Raw genomic sequence first — 17,757 nt, 5'->3', positions numbered from 1 at the left:
ATTCTCCTGTTACAAGGCTACGACGCCTTATTGAATGGCTGTGTGTTCGTCAATAATTTGCAATGACACAAGACGGAGTCGTGACAATGACCACTGAACTACCCTCATTTTCTGCCTGTGACGCGCTGGTCGCTGTCATGGTCGCGGTTTCCGCCTCGGACCAGACGATGCGCACATCGGAACTGGTTGCCATTCAGCGGATGGTCGATCATGCCCCCGTTTTCGCGGAATATGACGATGATCGCATCCGCGCCGTCAGCCAGACGGTGATTTCGCTGTTCGAAGAGGAAGACGGGCTGGATGCGCTGTTCGGGTTGATCCGGGATGCGTTGCCGGAAAAACTGTATGAGACCGCCTATGCACTTGCCTGCGATGTCGGCGCGGCCGATGGGCGGCTCTATGAGGGCGAGATCGAAATGCTTGCCGAGATTCGCCACCAGATGCGTATTTCCCGCCTTCACGCCGCAGCGATCGAGTTGTCGGCGCAGGTGCGCCACCGGGTGCTTTAGAGCACCCCGGACCGCATCTTTTCCGCCCATCCGGTCAGGATGTCGCGTTGCAAACGCTTGGCATTTCGGGTCCAGGCAAAGACCCCTGCGGGTCTTTCCTGCCCCACCGACGCCTGCTGACGCGGCGCGTCGGTGCACAAAATCGCAAAGCAGGCCCCTTCATTTCCGTCGATCAGCAGATGCCCCGCCAGGTTTGAAACGAAATTGAGCGTTCCGGTCTTGGCCATGACCGAATAGCCGCGCGCCTCCAGCACACCAAGATCGACATCAAGCGGATTGCGCTTCAACAGCGCGGCCAGCTCATTTGCCTTCCCACCCAGACAGATTGCCCGCGCCAGCCCCGTCGCATTGACGCGACTTTCGGTCGAAAGCCCCGAGTGGTCGCGCAGGTCGAAGCCTTCGGCCAATCCTTGCGCCTGATACCAGTCTTGCATCGCTTTGGCCGAAAACCTCAAACCCGTTGCACCACTGGCCCGCATTCCGATGGCTTCGGCTGTCAGATTGGTCGAATATTTCAACATGTCCTGAAGCAGGATCGGCAAACCCGGACTGTCATGTCCGGCAATTTCGGTCGCAGCAGGCAGATCGGCAATCACCTCGGGGTTTGGCAGAACCAATCCCTTGGCGCGGCACAGGGTCTGGAACACATCGCCAGCATAAAGTTCAGGGTTGCGGACCGGCAGCCATCGGCTGCCCGGCCTGCGCATGGCGGCACGTGATACGGTCCAGTATTCGCGCCGGTCATCTTTGCGATAGGCGAATAACTGTGCCTGATCGGCCGCTTCGGCAGATATCGTATAGGCCCTTGGCGAATTCGCAGCTGCACGGGCCTGCAAGGACATCCGCGCCCCGCCAGAACCGCTTTGCCATCCCAGATGCACTCGGTTGAAATTCAGGATCATCCCGGACAGGGCCGGGTTATAGGCAAGATGATCGGCCTGTGCCGGCGCGATTTCATCGATCGACGGCAGGGCACCGCCCCACACGGCAAAGCGCGCGGGCGAGGGCTGGCCACTTGCAACAAGCTGATCGGCAAGCGATGCCAGATCATCGGTGCTCAGTACCGGGTCCCCGCCCCCCGCAAGGATCAGCGTGTCGCCTGACAGCATGACTCGGGTACGAAAGCGGAAATCCTCGCCCAGCTTGTTGAGCGCATATAGCGCCGTCAATGCCTTCATCGTGCTTGCCGGGGGCATGGCGACATCCCCGCCTCCGACTTCGATCGGCGTGCCATCCCGACGATCAATCAGCGCGTAGCCGACCTTCCCGATCAGGCCGGAACGGGTGATCAATTGCGGCGTAGCGGGGACCGGCTTGATCGGAGGACGCTGAAAAAGCGACGGCTCCTGCCCCATTGCCCTCAATGCCGGCGTTGCCAACAAACCGCCCAGAATGGCGCGCCGATCGATCATGCTCATGATATACTCCGGGCTGACGCAGCAGCTTTGGCATTGCGGATCGCCGTCGAGGATTGCGACGACATGGGAAGATTGATCAGGACCCATGCGGGGGCATGACAGGTTGCCAACAATGGCGCATCGATCTCGGGCAGACGCCAGGCACGCATCAACTGCGCCGAGCGCGAATGACGCGCGGCGTTGCGGGTGCCAGGTCTCGCCAGAACGCCGATCGGCACCCTGTCGGCAATGTCGCGCCAACGATCCCAGCGATGGAACTGGCATAGATTGTCCGATCCCATCAGCCAAACGAAGCTGATCTTCGGATAGATCCGCTGCAAATGCCCGATCGTATCCGCCGTCATCCGCGTGCCAAGTCGCGACTCGATATCGGTCACCACGATCCGCGACGAGCCGGCGATTCGTCTTGCGCCGCTCAGCCGCGCATCCATTGGCGCAGGTCCATGAGACTTCAACGGATTTCCGGGCGTTACCAGCCACCAGATACGATCCAGCCTGAACCTGCGCAAAGCCTCGTGGCTGATATGCAAATGCCCGTCATGGGCGGGATCAAACGATCCCCCCAACAGCCCGATCTTCATACCGGACGTCGCTATTGGCAGCCCTGCTTTCATATCGCCGGCTTAGACCATCACCCTGACCAATCCAACCGAATCCTGCGCTCGCGGCCTGCGCCTTGGCTGCGGGCATGCCGGTTGCAAGTTTCGCCTAGATACAATCAGCCAGCGGTTTGGATAACACCGTCACACGCCCGCGCCCGTCATGCTTGGACTGATACAAAGCTGCATCAGCATCCAGCAACATCCGGTCCAGCGACAAGTCTCGATAGCCCGGAGATAATACGATCCCGATGCTGGCGGATACGGGGCAACCTGTCTCTGGCGCCATCAATGCCTCGATTGCGGCGATCATTCGCGACGCCAGCCGTTCCAGTGTCGCGACATCGGTCAGGTTGCGTAAAATCACGATGAACTCGTCGCCGCCGCATCTTGCAACGGTATCGTGCCCTCGGGTGGCCTGCGTCAATACCTGCGCCACCTGGCACAGGAGGCGGTCGCCCGCGGCATGCCCCAACAGATCATTCACGTGCTTGAAGTGATCCAGATCGATATGGGCGATGGCGAAACCTGCATCTTCGTCATCCAAGGTGGTTGAGAACGCCCGTCCCAGATCGGCTTCCATGCCGCGACGATTGCGAACCCCGGTCAGCGCGTCGGTATGAGCACGCAACTCTGCGGATTCTCGCGCCAGATCAAGCTGCCTGTTGTAGCGGGATAGCTCGCCCAGCAAGCCTTGCATGGCCTCGCGCATGAACAACAACTCCATCGCCAATTCAGGCGGTGCAAAATCGCCATCAGTCAATGACGCATGACCAACTGCCTGCACCAGATCGATCCCAAAGCCCAGATTGACCAGGATCTTCCGATCTTCGGTCCAGATGGCATGGCCGCGCAGCCCGACATCGGGCAAGCCACGAACGCGCAGGAACAGGCGATCCCCTTGTGTGGCCGCCTGAAGCAGAATCGCCAGAATGTCCCCATCGGCATTCCTGCGACCGCTGCTGAACAGATCTCGTACACATGCGCCGCGTTGTGGCAACAATTTCCGAAGGGTCGGCCCCATCCGTTCGATCCGGCCAGTTGAATCAGCGATGAAATGCATGGGCAGCAACCGCCCCAGATCATGCGCCATGATTTCCACACCCGGCTGCGCAACCTGCATCACGGTTCCCCCGCTATGCGCACAGGCAAACAACTCGTCAGATTGAAATCCCGGCCGGGTGAAAACTCAGCTTCGGGGATTTTCACCGTGATCACATTTCCCTCCACCGCGATCAGACCCAAAGCGCCATAGTCATCCGCCATGGCCCGCACCACGCCGCCCAGCAGTGGCGCCCACCCCCAGGTCCCTTCGGGAAGGCGCAGGGTGAATTCACCATCGGCACAGAGAGAGACGGATATATCCGGCATGGCAAGATCCGGAGCCACGAAATGCGCACGCCCCGGCAGTTCTTCAAGGCTCAACAGGAAGTCCTTGAAATCGCGTCCTGAAAAGCGAAGCAATCGCCGAAACGCCTCGCGTCGGGCAAGCCAGGCGCCGCCATCCTCCATCAGTTCCTGAGGCGACTTGTCCAATTCGATCGCCGCGCAAGTAACCAGGCGCTCGACGCTGAGCCCTTTCGGCGCGGCCGATGCCAAATCGATTGATCGCCGATCATGTTCCATGCCACGATCAACGGCCCGAAGCCACAATTTTTCGCCATAGGTCTGGCGTAAAAATTCCTCGATTGCGCGGATGATAAGTTGTTGCATTTCTCACCTCTGTCTCAGCCTGATAGCTGGCAAAGATGAAGAAAGCGGAAACTCGTTTGGGAAAATCAGCCGATTTCCCAGCCATAGCCCCCCGGACCTTCCATTGCAGTGCGCGCGCGCAGGAAATCTTCGGGTCTCAGGTCCAGAGAATCGGCCGCCTCAAGCACACGCTCATCATCCTCAAGAATATAGTCCAGCAGGGGCAGATCCAGACCCCCGCTTTCGGAAAGGCGGCGCAGATCCTGAACCTCCAGCCCCGAGGCCCCCAGGAATCCCGCGGCCAGTTCCGGGCGTTCCAATACATAAACCAGCAATGTCGAAGCCACTCTTCGCGCCTGTTCCTGACTGCTCATCCTTCACCTTTTCGTGTGAAAATCACTTTTTGCATGGCATGCAATCCTTTTGGAAAGGAGTTATTAATTCTTTTTTGTCATTTCTGTCATGGACGCAAACGAATTTGATGGACCGCACCCAGATGACTGCACGCATCCTGATCGCGGACGGGACGGCAACGACGCGCATCACCCTGAAGGTGCGCCTGACTGCCGCCTGCTATGATGTCTGTACGGTGTCCAACTCCGACGATCTCATCAGGCAGGCGCATCTGTATCGGCCCGATCTCATTATATTGGGCGGCGGTTTTGCGCAGACTGATCCGGTCGCGATTGCGATGTCCCTGATGGGAGAGGCAGAGCTGACCTCGACGCCAATCATCATGCTTGCAAATGCGCCAACCCGATTAGAGGCCCTGCGGGCTGGCGTGGCGGCGGTTCTTGACCCGCTGATCGACGAACAAATGCTGCTGGCGCGAATACGCGGCCTTCTGCGGGATTCCGGCGACATGCCCGACATGCAAAATTCGATGGCCGAACCCGCGGCGCAGTTCGGCGCTGCGCCTTCGATTACTCGCGTCGCCCTTGTTGCCGACAATCCAGCCCGGGCAATGCGCTGGCGCGGGGCTTTGCAACGACGGCTGGCGTCGGCTTTTACCATCTGCACCCCGGCCGAAGCACTTGTCGCCGCCGCGAACGGGCACGCGGCCGACCTTTACCTGATCGCTGCCGACATCGCTGAACGTGGTGATGGGCTGCGGTTGCTGTCAGAGCTTCGGTCACGCAACGGGTCGAAGAACGCGGCATTCGTCGTTGCGACCGAACCCCACCGCACCGAACTGTCTGCAATCGCCCTTGACCTTGGCGCGGGCGAAGTCCTGCCTGTCGATTTCGATTCCGCAACCGCGATCGAATTGGCGGCCCTCGCCCTGCAATCACAGCTGTCGCGAAAGGAACAGGGCGACAGACGGCGCGTGGAAACACAACGCAAACTGCTTTGGGCCATGACAGACCCGCTGACCGGGCTGTATAACCGCCGCTATGCCCTGCCACGATTGACCGAAATTGCAGGTGAAATGAAATCCTGTTCACAGGGTTTCGCCCTGCTTGCCCTCGATCTGGACCGTTTCAAATCCATCAATGACAGCTATGGCCATGCTGCCGGGGACGCGGTGCTGGTCGATCTTGCGCGCCGGATCGAGCGTTGCATCGAAGATCATGGCCTCGCCGCCCGCATAGGTGGCGAAGAATTTTTGGTCATCCTGCCATCCACAACCGAAGCGCAGGCCATGCAGCTGGCAGAAGATCTGCGCACCGCCATACAGGCCCGACCGGTACGACTGCCAGCGTTGTCCGGCGGCGGAAACATCGCGGCCACCTCATCAATCGGCGTCGCCATGGAGGAGCCATGTAACGGTGGGTTCACGGCCGAACGAATCGCCGAAGCGTCACTGGAACGTGCCGATCGTGCACTGCGTCAGGCAAAGTCCCGCGGACGAAACTGCGTCGTACTGGCCCAGCCGGAACATGCCGGCTAGTCCCTGCGCCTTATGGTCGCGGCTATTGCCACTGGAAAATCGAGGCTGTTCACACTAATTTGCCGTCCGATACGCCCGTTCGGGCGATCATCATGAAGTTGAGGGGGCAATCATGGCTCACACATCTGGGCAAGACATCATCTCTGTCGAAAACGATCGCCCCACGAAGCAGGCGATGATCCGTGGGACGCTTGGCCAATGCCCCTGCTGTGGTCAGGGACGCTTATTCGAAAAATACCTCAAGGTTGCAGATCAGTGTCCAAATTGCGGAGAAGCGCTGCATCATCAGCGGGCCGATGACGGCCCTGCCTATCTGACGATCCTGATTGTCTCGCATCTGGGGGCGCCGCTGCTTCTTGCCTGCTACATGGCGTGGCGTCCCTCGGCCATGACCATGATCCTGACCTTCAGCCTTGGTGCGATCGTGTTGTCGTTGTTGCTGTTGCCGCGCATCAAGGGGGCAATGGTTGGTCTGCAATGGGCGCGCAGAATGCACGGATTCGGGCGCGACGCGGAACCTGCGGCCACATGACCACCAAGGTCGACCCGCCGATTCGTCAGGCCGCGACGATGATCTTGTTGCGGCGAAACGCCAGGGAAACCTCTGTCCTGATGGGGATGCGCGGTGCAAAGGCGGCTTTCATGCCGTCGAAATATGTGTTTCCCGGCGGTGCTGTCGATCCCGAAGATGCTGACGCGACCTTGCTGCGCCCCTTGACAGATATTCACCAGCGCAGATTGAGGGCCGAGCCCCGTCCGGACGAACCTGCAAACCCGCATGCCATCGCGGCAGCAGCGCTACGAGAACTGGTCGAGGAAACCGGATTGGTGATTGGCGCACCCTCACCAACCCCGACCCAATGGCCCGGCTATGCCGAAAAAGCCTTGGCTGCAGATGCGTCGACACTGCGTTACGTGTTCCGGGCGATCACGCCCCCCGGCCGGCCTCGCCGTTTCGATGCGCATTTCTTCATCGCTGACGCCGCGCAACTTCTGGGAAACCCCGACGAATTCGGCGATGCCTGCGATGAGTTGTCGCATCTGCACTGGGTTCCCCTGACCGAAGCGCGCAATCTGAACCTGCCTTTCATCACCGAGGTGGTTCTTGCCGAAATCGCAGAGGTTGCCGGATCGGTTCCCCATCATCAGGATCTTCCTGATCCCGATACCGTGCCGTTTTTCGACAACCGGGGAACGGCCCCCCGATTTTCACAGATCGCGTGATCAGTTTCCGCGAAACTCGGGGGCTCGTTTCTGAAGAAATGCCGCGACGCCCTCGCGGAAATCATGGCTGCGGCCCGCGCGCCCCTGCAACCGCGCCTCTAGTTTCAGTTGCGCGCTCATGTCATTCCCGAACGAGGCTCTGACGGCCTCGCGAATTGACAGAAACGCCGAGGTTGGCCCCGAAGCCAGCTGTCGCGCACGCGTTGCGACAAATTGCGCGAATTCATCGTCCCGGCAGCATTCGTATATCAGCCCCCATTCGCAGGCCTGTCTTGCCGGAATCGAATCCGCAAACAACATCATCCCCATCGCCCTAGCATGTCCGGCAAGGCGTGGAATCATCCAGGTTCCGCCCGCATCGGGGATCAGGCCGATCCGCGTGAATGCCTGGACAAAGCTGGCATTTTCAGCGGCAATCACCACATCGGCAACAAGCGCAAGATTGGCCCCCGCCCCCGCCGCCACGCCATTGACCGCAGCAATCACCGGTGCCGGACAATCCAGCACGGCATGCAGCATTGGCTCGTATTCATCGCGCAATGTTGCCTCCAGATCCGTCGCGGCGGCCCCATCATTCAGATCCTGGCCGGAACAAAATGCCCGGCCCGAACCGGTTATGACAACGCAGCGTGTTTCGGCAGGCAGCGTGGTCAGAGCGTGGGTGATTTCCGAACGCATTTCCGTATTCAGCGCGTTCATGACCTCTGGCCGGTTCAGGATGAGGGTCGCGACGCCATCGCGTGTATCAAACTGGATCGTCTGGTAGTTCATGCACACCTCCCCGTTGGCTTCAATCGTGATGGCCCAAGGTGACGTGCGCGTAAAGGGCGACCTCGCGTCAATCCTCGCGCATGATTTCGTCGAGGCGGGCCTGTTCGTCCTTGGACAGATGGGCGGTGTTCTGGGTCGCCCTTGAACGCGCCCGGATAAACCGCCATGCGACCAGCAGGGCAAGGATCGCCATGACCGGACCGGCGAGCCACAGCACAAGGTTGCCACCACGTGCACGGGGTTCAAACAGAACAAACTCGCCAAAGCGGTCAACCACTGCGTCAACGACCTGCTCGTTGTCATCCCCCGCAACCAGACGCTCGCGCACATAAAGCCTGAGGTCACGGCTGATTGACGCGTTTGATTCATCGATATTCTCGCCCTGACAAACCGGGCATCGAAGTTTCTGCGAAATCGTACGCGCGCGCGCCTCAAGCGTCGGGTCGTCCAGAACCTCATCAGGTTGGACCGCAAGCGCGGATATGGGCAAGATCAACAGCAGGGCGAATGTGGCAATCAACTGTCTCATTGGGCTGGCACCGTCGCGATCTTTTTCTGCCGCGCGCCCGCAGCCACGCGATAGCGGCGGTCGGACAAGCTGATCAATCCTCCCAATGCCATCAGGATCGACCCCAGCCAGATCCAGTTCGCAAATGGCTTGATATAGGTGCGCACGGCCCATCCACCGTCAGGTTGGGCATCCCCGATCACCACATAGACGTCGCGCAGGAAACCACCATCGATCGCGGCTTCGGTCGTTGGCATGGCCTGCACCGGGTAAACGCGTTTTTCGGGATTGAGCACGGCGATTTCCCTCCCATCACGAGATATTTTCATCGCAGCCATGGTCGAATAATAGTTCGGCCCCCGCACCTCATCCACGGATTGCAAGGTAATCGTATATCCCGAAACCTCGAAGCTGTCGCCGATATGTGCCACCCTGATATCTTCGCTTTGCCAGGCGGTCAGAAGACCGACCCCGATAAAGGTCACACCCAGACCAGCATGCGCGACCGCCTTGCCCCAATCCGCGCGCGGCAAACGGAAAAGGCGTGAAAGACCCGAGGATCCGGTGCGATGCCACAGCTCTGCCACAGCTCCGGCAACCAGCCAGGCGCCCAGCCCCGCGCCGATGACCGCAATCGCCGATCGCCCGGTCGAAACGGCGAAGACAAGCAACATCGTGGCAACCGTAAAGATCAAGGCGGCGCGCAGCGGCCGAAGGGCACGCAAGAATTTCGCCCTTTTCCAGGGCACCAGGGATCCGATGGGCAGCACAAGCGCCAAGGCGATCATGAAAGGCGTAAACGCCTTGTTGAAGAAAGGGGCACCGACCGACAGTTTTCGATCCCACATCATTTCGGCGAACAACGGCCACATCGTTCCAATGAAGACCACGAATGCCGACACCGCCAGCAACACATTGTTCAGAACCAGCGCACCTTCCCGCGACACGGGTGCAAAGACCCCCTTGGCAGTCATCTCACTGGCGCGGGCCGCATACAAGGTCAACGCCCCGCCAACGAAGGCAAGCAGAATCGCCAGAATAAACAACCCCCTTTCCGGATCGCTGGCAAAGCTGTGGACAGAGGTGATGACCCCGGAGCGCACGATAAAGGTGCCGATCAACGAAAAACCAAAAGCCATGATCGCAAGCAAGATCGTCCAGCTTTTCAAAGCCTCGCGCTTTTCGACCACAATCGCTGAGTGCAGCAGCGCAGCAGCCAGCAACCAAGGCATGAAGCTTGCGTTTTCGACCGGATCCCAGAACCAGAATCCGCCCCAACCCAGTTCGTAATACGCCCACCACGAACCCAGTGCGATTCCGACCGTCAGAAACATCCAGGCCGCCAATGTCCACGGACGCACCCAGCGCGCCCAGGCCGCATCGACCCGCCCTTCGATCAGCGCCGCAACAGCAAAGCTGAACGCCATCGAAAGCCCGACATATCCAAGATACAGGAAGGGCGGATGAAAGGCCAAACCCGGATCTTGCAGCAACGGATTGAGATCGCGCCCGTCAAATGGCGGGTTTCCAAGGCGAAGAAAAGGGTTCGATGTAAAGATGATAAAGGCATAAAATGCGGCACCGATCGCAGCCTGAACAGACAGCACCCGAGCCCGCAACCGCGGCGGAAGATTGTCACCGAACACGGCGGCCGCCGCACCGAACAACGCCAGTATCAATACCCAAAGCAGCATCGAACCTTCGTGGTTCCCCCAAACACCACTGATCTTGTAGATCATCGGCTTGGCCGTATGAGAATTCTCGTAGACCAGCTTCAGCGAAAAATCCGACGTCACGAAAGCCACGGTCAACGCCGCAAAGGACAACCCGCACAGCAAGAACTGGGCCAGCGCGGCGGGATTTGCACTGGTCATCCAGCCTTGCCAGTCACGCGATGCCCCCACCATCGGCACAACAGTCTGATATATCGACACCGCAAAAGCGAGTATCAGGGCGAAATGGCCGATTTCAGCAATCATTCAGGAGTTCCTCTGTTGCGGCCAGCATAAAGGCACGAAAAAAGGGGGGAAAGTCCCCCCTTGGCCCAATGCTTCACAATCGCGTCTTTGCGATGCGACCTATCCGCGCAAGCTGGCGGCCCAATCGCGCAGGGCGGCATTGTCGGCAAAATCTTCTTTTGGCGCAACCCACCCCTGCAGCATTTGCGGCGTCGCCGAGGCCGACTTTGCCATGGCGCCGTTTTCCGGCACCGACCAGTTTCGATGCCGGAAATAATGTGCCTCACGCGCACCGAAATAGAACCCGACGATCGCACCCAGCAACCACCAAAGCGGCTCGGGCACCTGCTGCAAACCCTGCATGCGCAGCCCAAATCCAGTGGGTTCAATCATGGCATAGACAAACAAGCCCATCGTGCCCAATGCCAATAACGGTCGTGGAAGCCGATTCAGCCCATTGACGAGGCTGTTGAAAACGCCGCTTTGCTGAACGGCGAATTCTTGCCCGAACTGTGAAACCGCCTGGGAATAGGCCGCCTCTTCCAGCTCCATCTTGCGTGTTTGATTGCGGGTAAAGACCTCGGCCATTCCTGCCGCAGCGTTTCCCAGCGCCGTGGCGTTCGCCCCCAAGCCGATGAAACGGTCAATCATGCCCATGCGGCAATCCTTTCACGATGTTGAGCTTGGGTCAGGTGGTAGTGAGGGCTGATGAATGCCTCGGCCCGGATTATCCACCCGCCCTTGGTCGATTTTTGGGTCGAGGCATATTTGCGGCTGGCAGGGCGCTGATCCGCCAATGCGTAATAGTAATTCCGCCGCGCGATCCCATATGCGTCCGCCAGATGATCCGGGGCCGCACGCGATGCATCCCTTGCGGCCTGAACAGTCTCTGGGCCAATCAGGCCATCATCGCTGGCCGGAAAGCCCATTCTGGAGGTCAATCGCTGCAAGATCTTCACCGCGTTCCGGCCAGCATTGACATACATGTCAAATACGCTGGCATGCAGTCTATCTGGCAATTGCGAGATGCCCGGCTTGCGAAAGTAATGTTCAACGAAAATCTGTTCGGCCTGCGCCCTTGTCAGCGCCTTGACATCGGTCGCGTCGATTCGACCATCGCGGTTAAGGTCCAACCCCAGACTGCGCATCGTGCCGATCGTCACACCGTGGATCGTGGCCCCTCCCGGATCATCGGGGTCGTTCACATATCCACCTTCGCGGCTGACGATTTCCCGCGCGATTTCTTCTACGCTTTGCATTGCCTATCCTTTTCGCGATCCCTGTCGCCAAAGGTGGGGCCTGCAATTTAACGTTCTGTTAATCATGAGAACGTTGCGCGATCACCACGCGCAACGCCCGGTTTCAGGAATTCGGATCCTTGTAGACGCCGCTTTCCTTCAAGGTGTCGACGACCTCGCGCGGCATATAGCTTTCATCATGCTTGGCCAGCAGGTCCTTTGCCTCGAAACGACCGTCGCGATAATAGCCCTTGGCAATCGTTCCCTGTCCCTCCTTGAACAGATCGGGGCGGGGATCATCGCCGGTATATGTCACCGCGATCTCGGCCAGGCCGTCGGTAATCACGAAATCAAAGCGCACCCCGCCCCGATCCACGATAGAGCCATCCTTGACCAGCCCGCCCAGCTGAAAATACTCATCCGGCGCAGGGGCCGCCTCACTGACCTGCGTCGGAGAACGATAGAGATTGATCCCGTCGCGAAATCCGTAACCGATCAGCACCGTCGCGATCACCAAGGCCAGTGCCGCGGCAGAAATCACCTGCACGCGGCGACGTTTCTTCAATGATTTCAATCCTGACATAGTGCCTCTTCAAGCGGATTCGAATGTGATCGGGCTGCGCAGGAATTGCGTAGCCTTGCCAGAAACCCGCCGTGGATCGCCCGTCGTCAGATATTTCGAGACCCGTCCGGCACCAATAAATTCCGGCCGGCGCTCAAGATAATCCGCCAGGCTGTCGGCCACCAGCCCCGCCTGACTGTAAACTTCGACATCCGCTCCCAGCGCGCGGCTGAACACATCCTGGACAAAAGGATAATGCGTACAGCCAAGAATTGCAGCTTCGGGGCTGGGCATCCGGCGTCTCAGGGCCTCGACATGGCTCGTCACCAGGGCTTCGGCAAGAATCTCGTCGCCTTGTTCGATGGCATCAACGACACCGGCACAAGGCTGTGCCTCGACATCGACACCGACGGCCCGGAACGCAAGTTCGCGCTGGAACGCCCGGCTGGCCACGGTTGCCGGGGTGGCAAACAGCGCGACATGCTTGACCTTGACCTCGCGGGGCGGGGAATTGTCCCCCCAGCGACGCTCGGTCAGGGCCTCGATCATCGGCACGAAAACCCCCAGAACACGCTTGTCTTGCGGCAACCAGGTCTCCTGCATCCGGCGCAACGCCGCGGCACTGGCCGTGTTGCAGGCAAGAATGACCAGATCGCACCCTTCCTGCCAAAGACGTTCCACCCCTGCGCAGGTCAGGTCATAGATGTCATCGGCCGTCCGCACGCCATATGGTGCATGCGCATTGTCACCAAGATAGACCAGCGGGACATCCGGCAGCCGGGCGGCGATCGCCTGATGCACGGTCAGACCACCCAAACCCGAATCGAAAACACCAACTGCCATTGCTTGCTCCTCTTGCCGCACGACATGTTTTAGGACGCCGCGCGGCAATTGGGAATGACCTGCGTTATTCGGCAGCTTCACGGATCGGTGCGTCTCCGCTCTGCAACTGCGCCAACAGCTCCTTGCGCCGTTGCGCGGCCTGCTGAACTGCCTTGTCCTTGACCGGCCCGTATCCACGCACAGTCAGAGGCAGTTCGGCCAATTCAATGGCGACTGGCAAGGTTGCGTCCCGGACATCCTTGAACACGGCCTGCATGTCCCGTTCATATTCGCGGATCATGCCACGCTCGACCCGACGTTCATGACTGTAACCGAAGGGGTCGAAAGGCGTGCCCCGCAGCTTGCGCATGGCGGCAAGCACGCGAAACGCCTTGAACATCCACGGCCCGAACTCGCGTTTCCTGGGGCGGCCCTGCGCATCCATGCCCGGCAAAATCGGGGGCGCGAGATGCAGCGACAGCCTGGTATCACCTTCCCATGTCTGCGCGACCTGATCGACCGTGCTCAGATGCAGGCGCGCGACCTCGTATTCGTCCTTGTAGGCCAGCAACTTGAAATAGCCCCGTGCAACGCTGTCACGCAGCGGCGCGGGCGCTGCCGCGACCAGCTTTTCGAATTTCCGCGCCAACCCCTTGCCCTGATAGGCGATCAGCCGCTCAGCACGATAGACCACCGGATCGGTCGGCAACTGGATCGGGTCGACCGGCTTGCGGGCCTGATCGGGATGAACCATCGCCCAACGTCCGATGCGGAAAGCCCTTTTGTTTTCTTCGGTCTTGGTGCCATTCAGCTCGATCGCCTTCATGATCGCGTCTTCCGTCAGGGGAATCAGACCCTGCTGCCAGCACGCACCCAGAACCAGCATGTTCGAGTAAATCGAATCCCCCAGCATCCGCAACGCCAGCTCATTGGCGTCGAAAAACGCAACCTTGTCGCCCAGTCGGGCCTCCAGCGACATGCGCAGGCGATCCGACGGGACCTGGAAATCACGAAAGCGGGTGAAGTCACCGGTAATGATTTCATGATCATTGACGACCGCGCCGCTGCGACCATTGGTCATCAGACCGATCGTGCGCGCACCGGCCGTGACCACCAGATCCCCGCCGATCACGCAATCCGCCTCGCCGGTCGCAACCCGAATGGCACTGATATCTTCGGGCTTGTCCGCCAGTCGCAGATGGATATGCACCGCGCCACCCTTTTGGGCCAGCCCCGCCATCTCCATCATCCCGGCGCCTTTTCCATCGACATGCGCTGCCTGTGCCAGAACCGCACCGATTGTCACCACGCCGGTCCCACCGACGCCCGTAATAACGACATTATGGGTGCCGCTGATCGCGGGCAGTTGTGGCATGGGCAGATCGGGAATGTCGAACGCCTCGGCCTTTGGTTTGCGCAGCTTGCCACCCTTGACGGTGACAAAGCTGGGGCAGAACCCGTTCAGACAGCTGTAATCCTTGTTACAACTGGACTGGTCGATCTGGCGCTTGCGTCCCAGTTCCGTGTCCAGCGGGACGATCGAGACGCAATTGGACTGGACCGAACAATCGCCACACCCTTCGCAAACCTCGGGATTGATCCAGACCCGGCGGTCAGGATCGGGAAATTCGCCCTTCTTGCGCCTGCGGCGTTTTTCCGCGGCGCAGGTCTGAATATACAGGATGGCACTGACACCCGCGACTTTTTCCAGTTCGCGCTGCACATTCATCATCTCGGCGCGCTCTTCAAAACGCAGCCCGCCCGGGAATGTCGAACGGTCGACATCCTCTTTGTCATCAAAGACCACGACGACAGGGCTGACACCCATCGCGACCAATTCACGCGCAATCTGCTGTGCGCTCAGCCCGCCTTCATTGGGCTGCCCGCCGGTCATCGCAACCGCGTCATTATACAGGATCTTGTAGGTGATATTGGTTCCGGCGGCCAGCGCCGCACGGATCGCCAGGTTTCCGGAATGGTTATAGGTTCCATCCCCAAGATTTTGAAATACATGACTTCTTTTACTGAACGGCGCTTCGCCTATCCAGTTGGCACCCTCGCCGCCCATATGGGTGAAGCCTTCGGTTTCGCGCCCCATCCATTGAACCATGTAGTGACAGCCGATCCCCGCATAGGCACGGCTGCCTTCGGGCAGGCGCGTCGAAGAATTATGCGGACAACCCGAACAGAACCATGGCGTGCGCGTCGCGATTTCAGGGGCATTATCGTTGCGCCGCACCTCGGTCAGGCGTTGCAGTCCCGCGCGGATATGTTCGGTGCCGCGGCCTTCTTCGATCAGGATCGATCCGATTTTCTGCGCGATCATCACCGGATCCAGCGCATAGCGGGTCGGGAACAATTCTTCCCGCGTTCGATCATGATGCCAACCATGCACCCGTCGCCCATGCCGGTTGTCAAAAATAGCTTCTTTCAGCTGAACCTCGATCAGCTTTCGCTTTTCTTCAACACAAACAATCAGCTCCAGATCCTCGGACCATTCCTGCATGGACTTCATGTCCAGCGGCCATGTCTGCCCGACCTTATAGGTGGTCAGGCCCAGCCGTTCGGCTTCCGCCTCGTCGATGCCCAGCAAGGACAAGGCATGCACCAGATCGAGCCAGTTCTTGCCCGCCGCCACGAAACCGATCTTGGCACCGGGCTTGCCCCAGACCTTGCGATCGATCCGATTGGCCCGCGCGAACGCCTCGGCGGCGTGGCGTTTGAAATCGATCATCCGGGCTTCCTGGATGACAGGCGTATCACCCAGACGAATATTCAGCCCGCCTTCCGGAATATCAAAATCCGGTCGCACGAAATTCAGCCGGTGCGGATTGCCGTCGACAACGGCCGTCGCCTCGACCGTATCCTTCATGGTCTTCAGCCCCGTCCAGACGCCGGCATAGCGCGACAAGGCAAACCCATAGAGGCCATAATCCAGGATTTCCTGTACACCGGCAGGTGACAGAACCGGTATATAGGCATCAATCATCGCCCAGTCCGATTGATGAAGGACCGTCGAGGATTCGCCGGTGTGGTCATCGCCCATCGCCATGACGACGCCGCCATGTTGCGACGAACCGGCCATATTGCCGTGGCGCATCACATCGCCGGTACGATCAACGCCCGGCCCCTTGCCATACCAAAGGGCATAAACGCCGTCATATCTGCCTTCGCCGCGCAGTTCGGCCTGCTGGCTGCCCCAGATTGCCGTTGCGGCAAGATCTTCGTTCAGCCCCGGCTGGAACAGAACATTTGCCTCGTTCAAGCGACGCGATTCGCGCATCATCTGCAAATCGACCCCACCCAGCGGCGAGCCGCGATACCCGGTCACAAGACCGCTGGTGTTCAGCCCCGCGGCTTTGTCTCGTGCCGCCTGCATAAGCATCAGCCGCACAAGTGCCTGCGTTCCGTTCAGCAATACCTGTGTCTTCGAAAGATCGAAACGATCGGCTAGCGAAAATTCCTGCTTGCTCATTCTGCGTTTCCTCCCATGTGTCGCACCCCGCATCGCAGTATAGGTCAGAATTGCTGACCGAAAAAGAAAAAAATCCGGGCTTGACGCAGGCGTGACAGAAAGGCAGGGCTGCGATAGCTTTGCAAAAAATGCATGGCTGACTAGGCAGGAATGTGACAGCTATGGACTGGGATAAACTAAGAATATTTCACGCGGTGGCCGATGCGGGCAGCCTGACACATGCAGGCGACACCCTGCATCTTTCGCAATCCGCGGTCAGCCGCCAGATTCGCGCCCTGGAAGATTCTCTTGGCACCACCCTGTTCCATCGTCATGCGCGCGGGCTGATTCTGACCGAACAGGGCGAATTGCTGTTCGAAGCCACATCATCGATGGCGCGCAAGCTCGATTCGACATCTGCGCGCATCCGCGACAGCGAAGAAAACGTCCTGGGCGAATTGAAGGTCACAACGCCGGTCGGTTTTGGCACGCTTTGGCTGGCGCCACGTCTGGTCAAACTGTACGAGAAATACCCCGAACTGAAAATCGATCTTCTGCTGGAAGAACGGGTTCTTGACCTGCCCATGCGCGAAGCCGACGTCGCCATTCGCATGAAAGAGCCAAGCCAGTCCGACCTTATTCGCAGAAGATTGCTGAATATCCGGATGCGTCTCTATGCCACGCGCGAATATCTGGAATTTGCCGGAACGCCCGAAACCATGGCGGATCTGGCCCGTCATCGGATCATTTGCCAAAAGACAGACCAGCCTCAGGTCGCTGCGGGCGCGCGTCTGGCGCAGGACGTGATGGCGCAAAATGTCCGTTCGACCCTGACCGTCAACAACTATTTCGGTGTCTTGCAAGGGGTTCTGGCGCATGTCGGGATCGGCGTATTGCCGGACTATCTGACCGCCGACCATCATGATCTGGTGCGGGTTCTGCCGGAAACGGAATCGGGTGAAGTGCCGGTTTTCCTCGCCTACCCGGAAGAATTGCGCCAAACACAACGAGTCGCAGCCTTCCGCGATTTTGTCTTGGAAGAGATCCAGGCCTATCGCCGCCACCAAAGTGAGAACCGTGCAGTAAAATAGCGCAAATGGGCCAGATCTAA

Annotated in this window: 18 protein-coding genes; 5 read left to right on the top strand and 13 right to left on the bottom strand. The window is 59.3% G+C overall.

Annotated elements, in window-relative coordinates; translation table 11 throughout:
- Positions 1 to 86 precede the first annotated feature (86 nt).
- Positions 87 to 509 (top strand): tellurite resistance TerB family protein, encoded by a 423-nt coding sequence (locus tag PAF17_RS05490; RefSeq protein ID WP_271888087.1) that lies wholly within the window; start codon positions 87 to 89, stop codon positions 507 to 509.
- On the opposite strand, the gene PAF17_RS05485 is transcribed toward PAF17_RS05490, so the two are convergent.
- The 5 genes from PAF17_RS05485 to PAF17_RS05465 form a co-directional block, all read right to left on the bottom strand.
- Entirely contained in the window at positions 506 to 1,927 is a 1,422-nt protein-coding gene (locus PAF17_RS05485) for a D-alanyl-D-alanine carboxypeptidase (RefSeq protein ID WP_271888086.1), read from the bottom strand. The genes PAF17_RS05490 and PAF17_RS05485 overlap by 4 nt on opposite strands.
- Complete coding sequence (locus PAF17_RS05480; RefSeq protein WP_271888085.1) at positions 1,924 to 2,541, bottom strand: nicotinate-nucleotide adenylyltransferase; 618 nt, start codon at positions 2,539 to 2,541, stop codon at positions 1,924 to 1,926. The genes PAF17_RS05485 and PAF17_RS05480 overlap by 4 nt, the downstream gene beginning before the upstream one ends.
- A gap of 94 nt (positions 2,542 to 2,635) precedes the next feature.
- The gene (locus tag PAF17_RS05475) at positions 2,636 to 3,649 is read right to left on the bottom strand and encodes a GGDEF domain-containing protein (protein WP_271888084.1); all 1,014 of its coding nucleotides are present in this window, start codon (positions 3,647 to 3,649) and stop codon (positions 2,636 to 2,638) included.
- On the bottom strand, positions 3,649 to 4,239 hold the full coding sequence (locus tag PAF17_RS05470; RefSeq protein WP_271888083.1) for a heme NO-binding domain-containing protein: 591 nt from the start codon (positions 4,237 to 4,239) through the stop codon (positions 3,649 to 3,651). Before PAF17_RS05470 ends, PAF17_RS05475 begins: the two co-directional genes overlap by 1 nt.
- Positions 4,240 to 4,304: 65 nt before the next feature.
- Positions 4,305 to 4,592: a DUF3572 family protein gene (locus PAF17_RS05465; protein WP_271888082.1), complete on the bottom strand. Its 288-nt coding sequence runs from the start codon at positions 4,590 to 4,592 to the stop codon at positions 4,305 to 4,307.
- Positions 4,593 to 4,699: 107 nt separating this feature from the next.
- Here PAF17_RS05465 and PAF17_RS05460 point away from each other — a divergent pair, with 107 nt between their 5' ends.
- The 3 genes from PAF17_RS05460 (at position 4,700) to PAF17_RS05450 (ending at position 7,333) form a co-directional block, all read left to right on the top strand.
- Complete coding sequence (locus PAF17_RS05460; protein ID WP_271888081.1) at positions 4,700 to 6,109, top strand: diguanylate cyclase; 1,410 nt, start codon at positions 4,700 to 4,702, stop codon at positions 6,107 to 6,109.
- A 112-nt stretch (positions 6,110 to 6,221) separates the two neighbouring features.
- Positions 6,222 to 6,641 (top strand): DUF983 domain-containing protein, encoded by a 420-nt coding sequence (locus tag PAF17_RS05455; protein ID WP_271888080.1) that lies wholly within the window; start codon positions 6,222 to 6,224, stop codon positions 6,639 to 6,641.
- On the top strand, positions 6,638 to 7,333 hold the full coding sequence (locus PAF17_RS05450; RefSeq protein ID WP_271888079.1) for an NUDIX hydrolase: 696 nt from the start codon (positions 6,638 to 6,640) through the stop codon (positions 7,331 to 7,333). The genes PAF17_RS05455 and PAF17_RS05450 overlap by 4 nt, the downstream gene beginning before the upstream one ends.
- Here the strand turns inward: PAF17_RS05450 and PAF17_RS05445 are convergent, their stop codons facing one another.
- The 8 genes from PAF17_RS05445 to PAF17_RS05410 form a co-directional block, all read right to left on the bottom strand.
- Positions 7,334 to 8,104, bottom strand: a complete 771-nt coding sequence (locus tag PAF17_RS05445) for an enoyl-CoA hydratase-related protein (protein ID WP_271888078.1) — start codon at positions 8,102 to 8,104, stop codon at positions 7,334 to 7,336. It abuts the gene before it with no gap.
- A 67-nt stretch (positions 8,105 to 8,171) separates the two neighbouring features.
- The gene (locus tag PAF17_RS05440; RefSeq protein ID WP_271888077.1) at positions 8,172 to 8,633 is read right to left on the bottom strand and encodes a cytochrome c-type biogenesis protein; all 462 of its coding nucleotides are present in this window, start codon (positions 8,631 to 8,633) and stop codon (positions 8,172 to 8,174) included.
- Positions 8,630 to 10,591, bottom strand: coding sequence for a heme lyase CcmF/NrfE family subunit (locus PAF17_RS05435; RefSeq protein WP_271888076.1), 1,962 nt, complete (start codon positions 10,589 to 10,591; stop codon positions 8,630 to 8,632). The genes PAF17_RS05440 and PAF17_RS05435 overlap by 4 nt, the downstream gene beginning before the upstream one ends.
- A 99-nt stretch (positions 10,592 to 10,690) precedes the next feature.
- Positions 10,691 to 11,227 carry a holin family protein gene (locus PAF17_RS05430; RefSeq protein ID WP_271888075.1) on the bottom strand — a complete coding sequence of 179 codons (537 nt, stop codon included), beginning with the start codon at positions 11,225 to 11,227 and terminating at the stop codon, positions 10,691 to 10,693.
- Positions 11,218 to 11,829, bottom strand: a complete 612-nt coding sequence (locus tag PAF17_RS05425) for a holin-associated N-acetylmuramidase (RefSeq protein ID WP_271888074.1) — start codon at positions 11,827 to 11,829, stop codon at positions 11,218 to 11,220. The genes PAF17_RS05430 and PAF17_RS05425 overlap by 10 nt, the downstream gene beginning before the upstream one ends.
- A gap of 103 nt (positions 11,830 to 11,932) precedes the next feature.
- Positions 11,933 to 12,382, bottom strand: coding sequence for a cytochrome c maturation protein CcmE (gene ccmE, locus PAF17_RS05420; protein WP_271888200.1), 450 nt, complete (start codon positions 12,380 to 12,382; stop codon positions 11,933 to 11,935).
- A gap of 18 nt (positions 12,383 to 12,400) precedes the next feature.
- Complete coding sequence (locus PAF17_RS05415; protein WP_271888073.1) at positions 12,401 to 13,213, bottom strand: glutamate racemase; 813 nt, start codon at positions 13,211 to 13,213, stop codon at positions 12,401 to 12,403.
- 64 nt (positions 13,214 to 13,277) lie between these two features.
- Complete coding sequence (locus PAF17_RS05410; RefSeq protein WP_271888072.1) at positions 13,278 to 16,667, bottom strand: indolepyruvate ferredoxin oxidoreductase family protein; 3,390 nt, start codon at positions 16,665 to 16,667, stop codon at positions 13,278 to 13,280.
- 161 nt (positions 16,668 to 16,828) lie between these two features.
- Here PAF17_RS05410 and PAF17_RS05405 point away from each other — a divergent pair, with 161 nt between their 5' ends.
- A complete protein-coding gene (locus PAF17_RS05405; RefSeq protein ID WP_271888071.1) occupies positions 16,829 to 17,737 on the top strand; it encodes a LysR family transcriptional regulator in 909 nt (302 codons plus the stop codon).
- The last annotated feature ends 20 nt before the right edge of the window (positions 17,738 to 17,757 follow it).

This window comes from Paracoccus onchidii, from assembly GCF_028294535.1.
Taxonomy (GTDB): domain Bacteria; phylum Pseudomonadota; class Alphaproteobacteria; order Rhodobacterales; family Rhodobacteraceae; genus Paracoccus; species Paracoccus onchidii.
This window is presented reverse-complemented; position numbering and strand designations above follow the sequence as displayed.

Coding starts and splice junctions, on each gene's coding strand:
- PAF17_RS05450 (WP_271888079.1), top strand. CDS start 6,638: ATGACCACCAAGGTCGACCCGCCGATTCGTCAGGCCGCGACGATGATC.
- PAF17_RS05455 (WP_271888080.1), top strand. CDS start 6,222: ATGGCTCACACATCTGGGCAAGACATCATCTCTGTCGAAAACGATCGC.
- PAF17_RS05440 (WP_271888077.1), bottom strand. CDS start 8,633: ATGAGACAGTTGATTGCCACATTCGCCCTGCTGTTGATCTTGCCCATA.
- PAF17_RS05465 (WP_271888082.1), bottom strand. CDS start 4,592: ATGAGCAGTCAGGAACAGGCGCGAAGAGTGGCTTCGACATTGCTGGTT.
- PAF17_RS05435 (WP_271888076.1), bottom strand. CDS start 10,591: ATGATTGCTGAAATCGGCCATTTCGCCCTGATACTCGCTTTTGCGGTG.
- PAF17_RS05485 (WP_271888086.1), bottom strand. CDS start 1,927: ATGAGCATGATCGATCGGCGCGCCATTCTGGGCGGTTTGTTGGCAACG.
- PAF17_RS05405 (WP_271888071.1), top strand. CDS start 16,829: ATGGACTGGGATAAACTAAGAATATTTCACGCGGTGGCCGATGCGGGC.
- PAF17_RS05470 (WP_271888083.1), bottom strand. CDS start 4,239: ATGCAACAACTTATCATCCGCGCAATCGAGGAATTTTTACGCCAGACC.
- PAF17_RS05460 (WP_271888081.1), top strand. CDS start 4,700: ATGGACCGCACCCAGATGACTGCACGCATCCTGATCGCGGACGGGACG.
- PAF17_RS05410 (WP_271888072.1), bottom strand. CDS start 16,667: ATGAGCAAGCAGGAATTTTCGCTAGCCGATCGTTTCGATCTTTCGAAG.
- PAF17_RS05425 (WP_271888074.1), bottom strand. CDS start 11,829: ATGCAAAGCGTAGAAGAAATCGCGCGGGAAATCGTCAGCCGCGAAGGT.
- PAF17_RS05490 (WP_271888087.1), top strand. CDS start 87: ATGACCACTGAACTACCCTCATTTTCTGCCTGTGACGCGCTGGTCGCT.
- PAF17_RS05480 (WP_271888085.1), bottom strand. CDS start 2,541: ATGAAAGCAGGGCTGCCAATAGCGACGTCCGGTATGAAGATCGGGCTG.
- PAF17_RS05430 (WP_271888075.1), bottom strand. CDS start 11,227: ATGGGCATGATTGACCGTTTCATCGGCTTGGGGGCGAACGCCACGGCG.
- PAF17_RS05445 (WP_271888078.1), bottom strand. CDS start 8,104: ATGAACTACCAGACGATCCAGTTTGATACACGCGATGGCGTCGCGACC.
- PAF17_RS05475 (WP_271888084.1), bottom strand. CDS start 3,649: ATGCAGGTTGCGCAGCCGGGTGTGGAAATCATGGCGCATGATCTGGGG.
- PAF17_RS05415 (WP_271888073.1), bottom strand. CDS start 13,213: ATGGCAGTTGGTGTTTTCGATTCGGGTTTGGGTGGTCTGACCGTGCAT.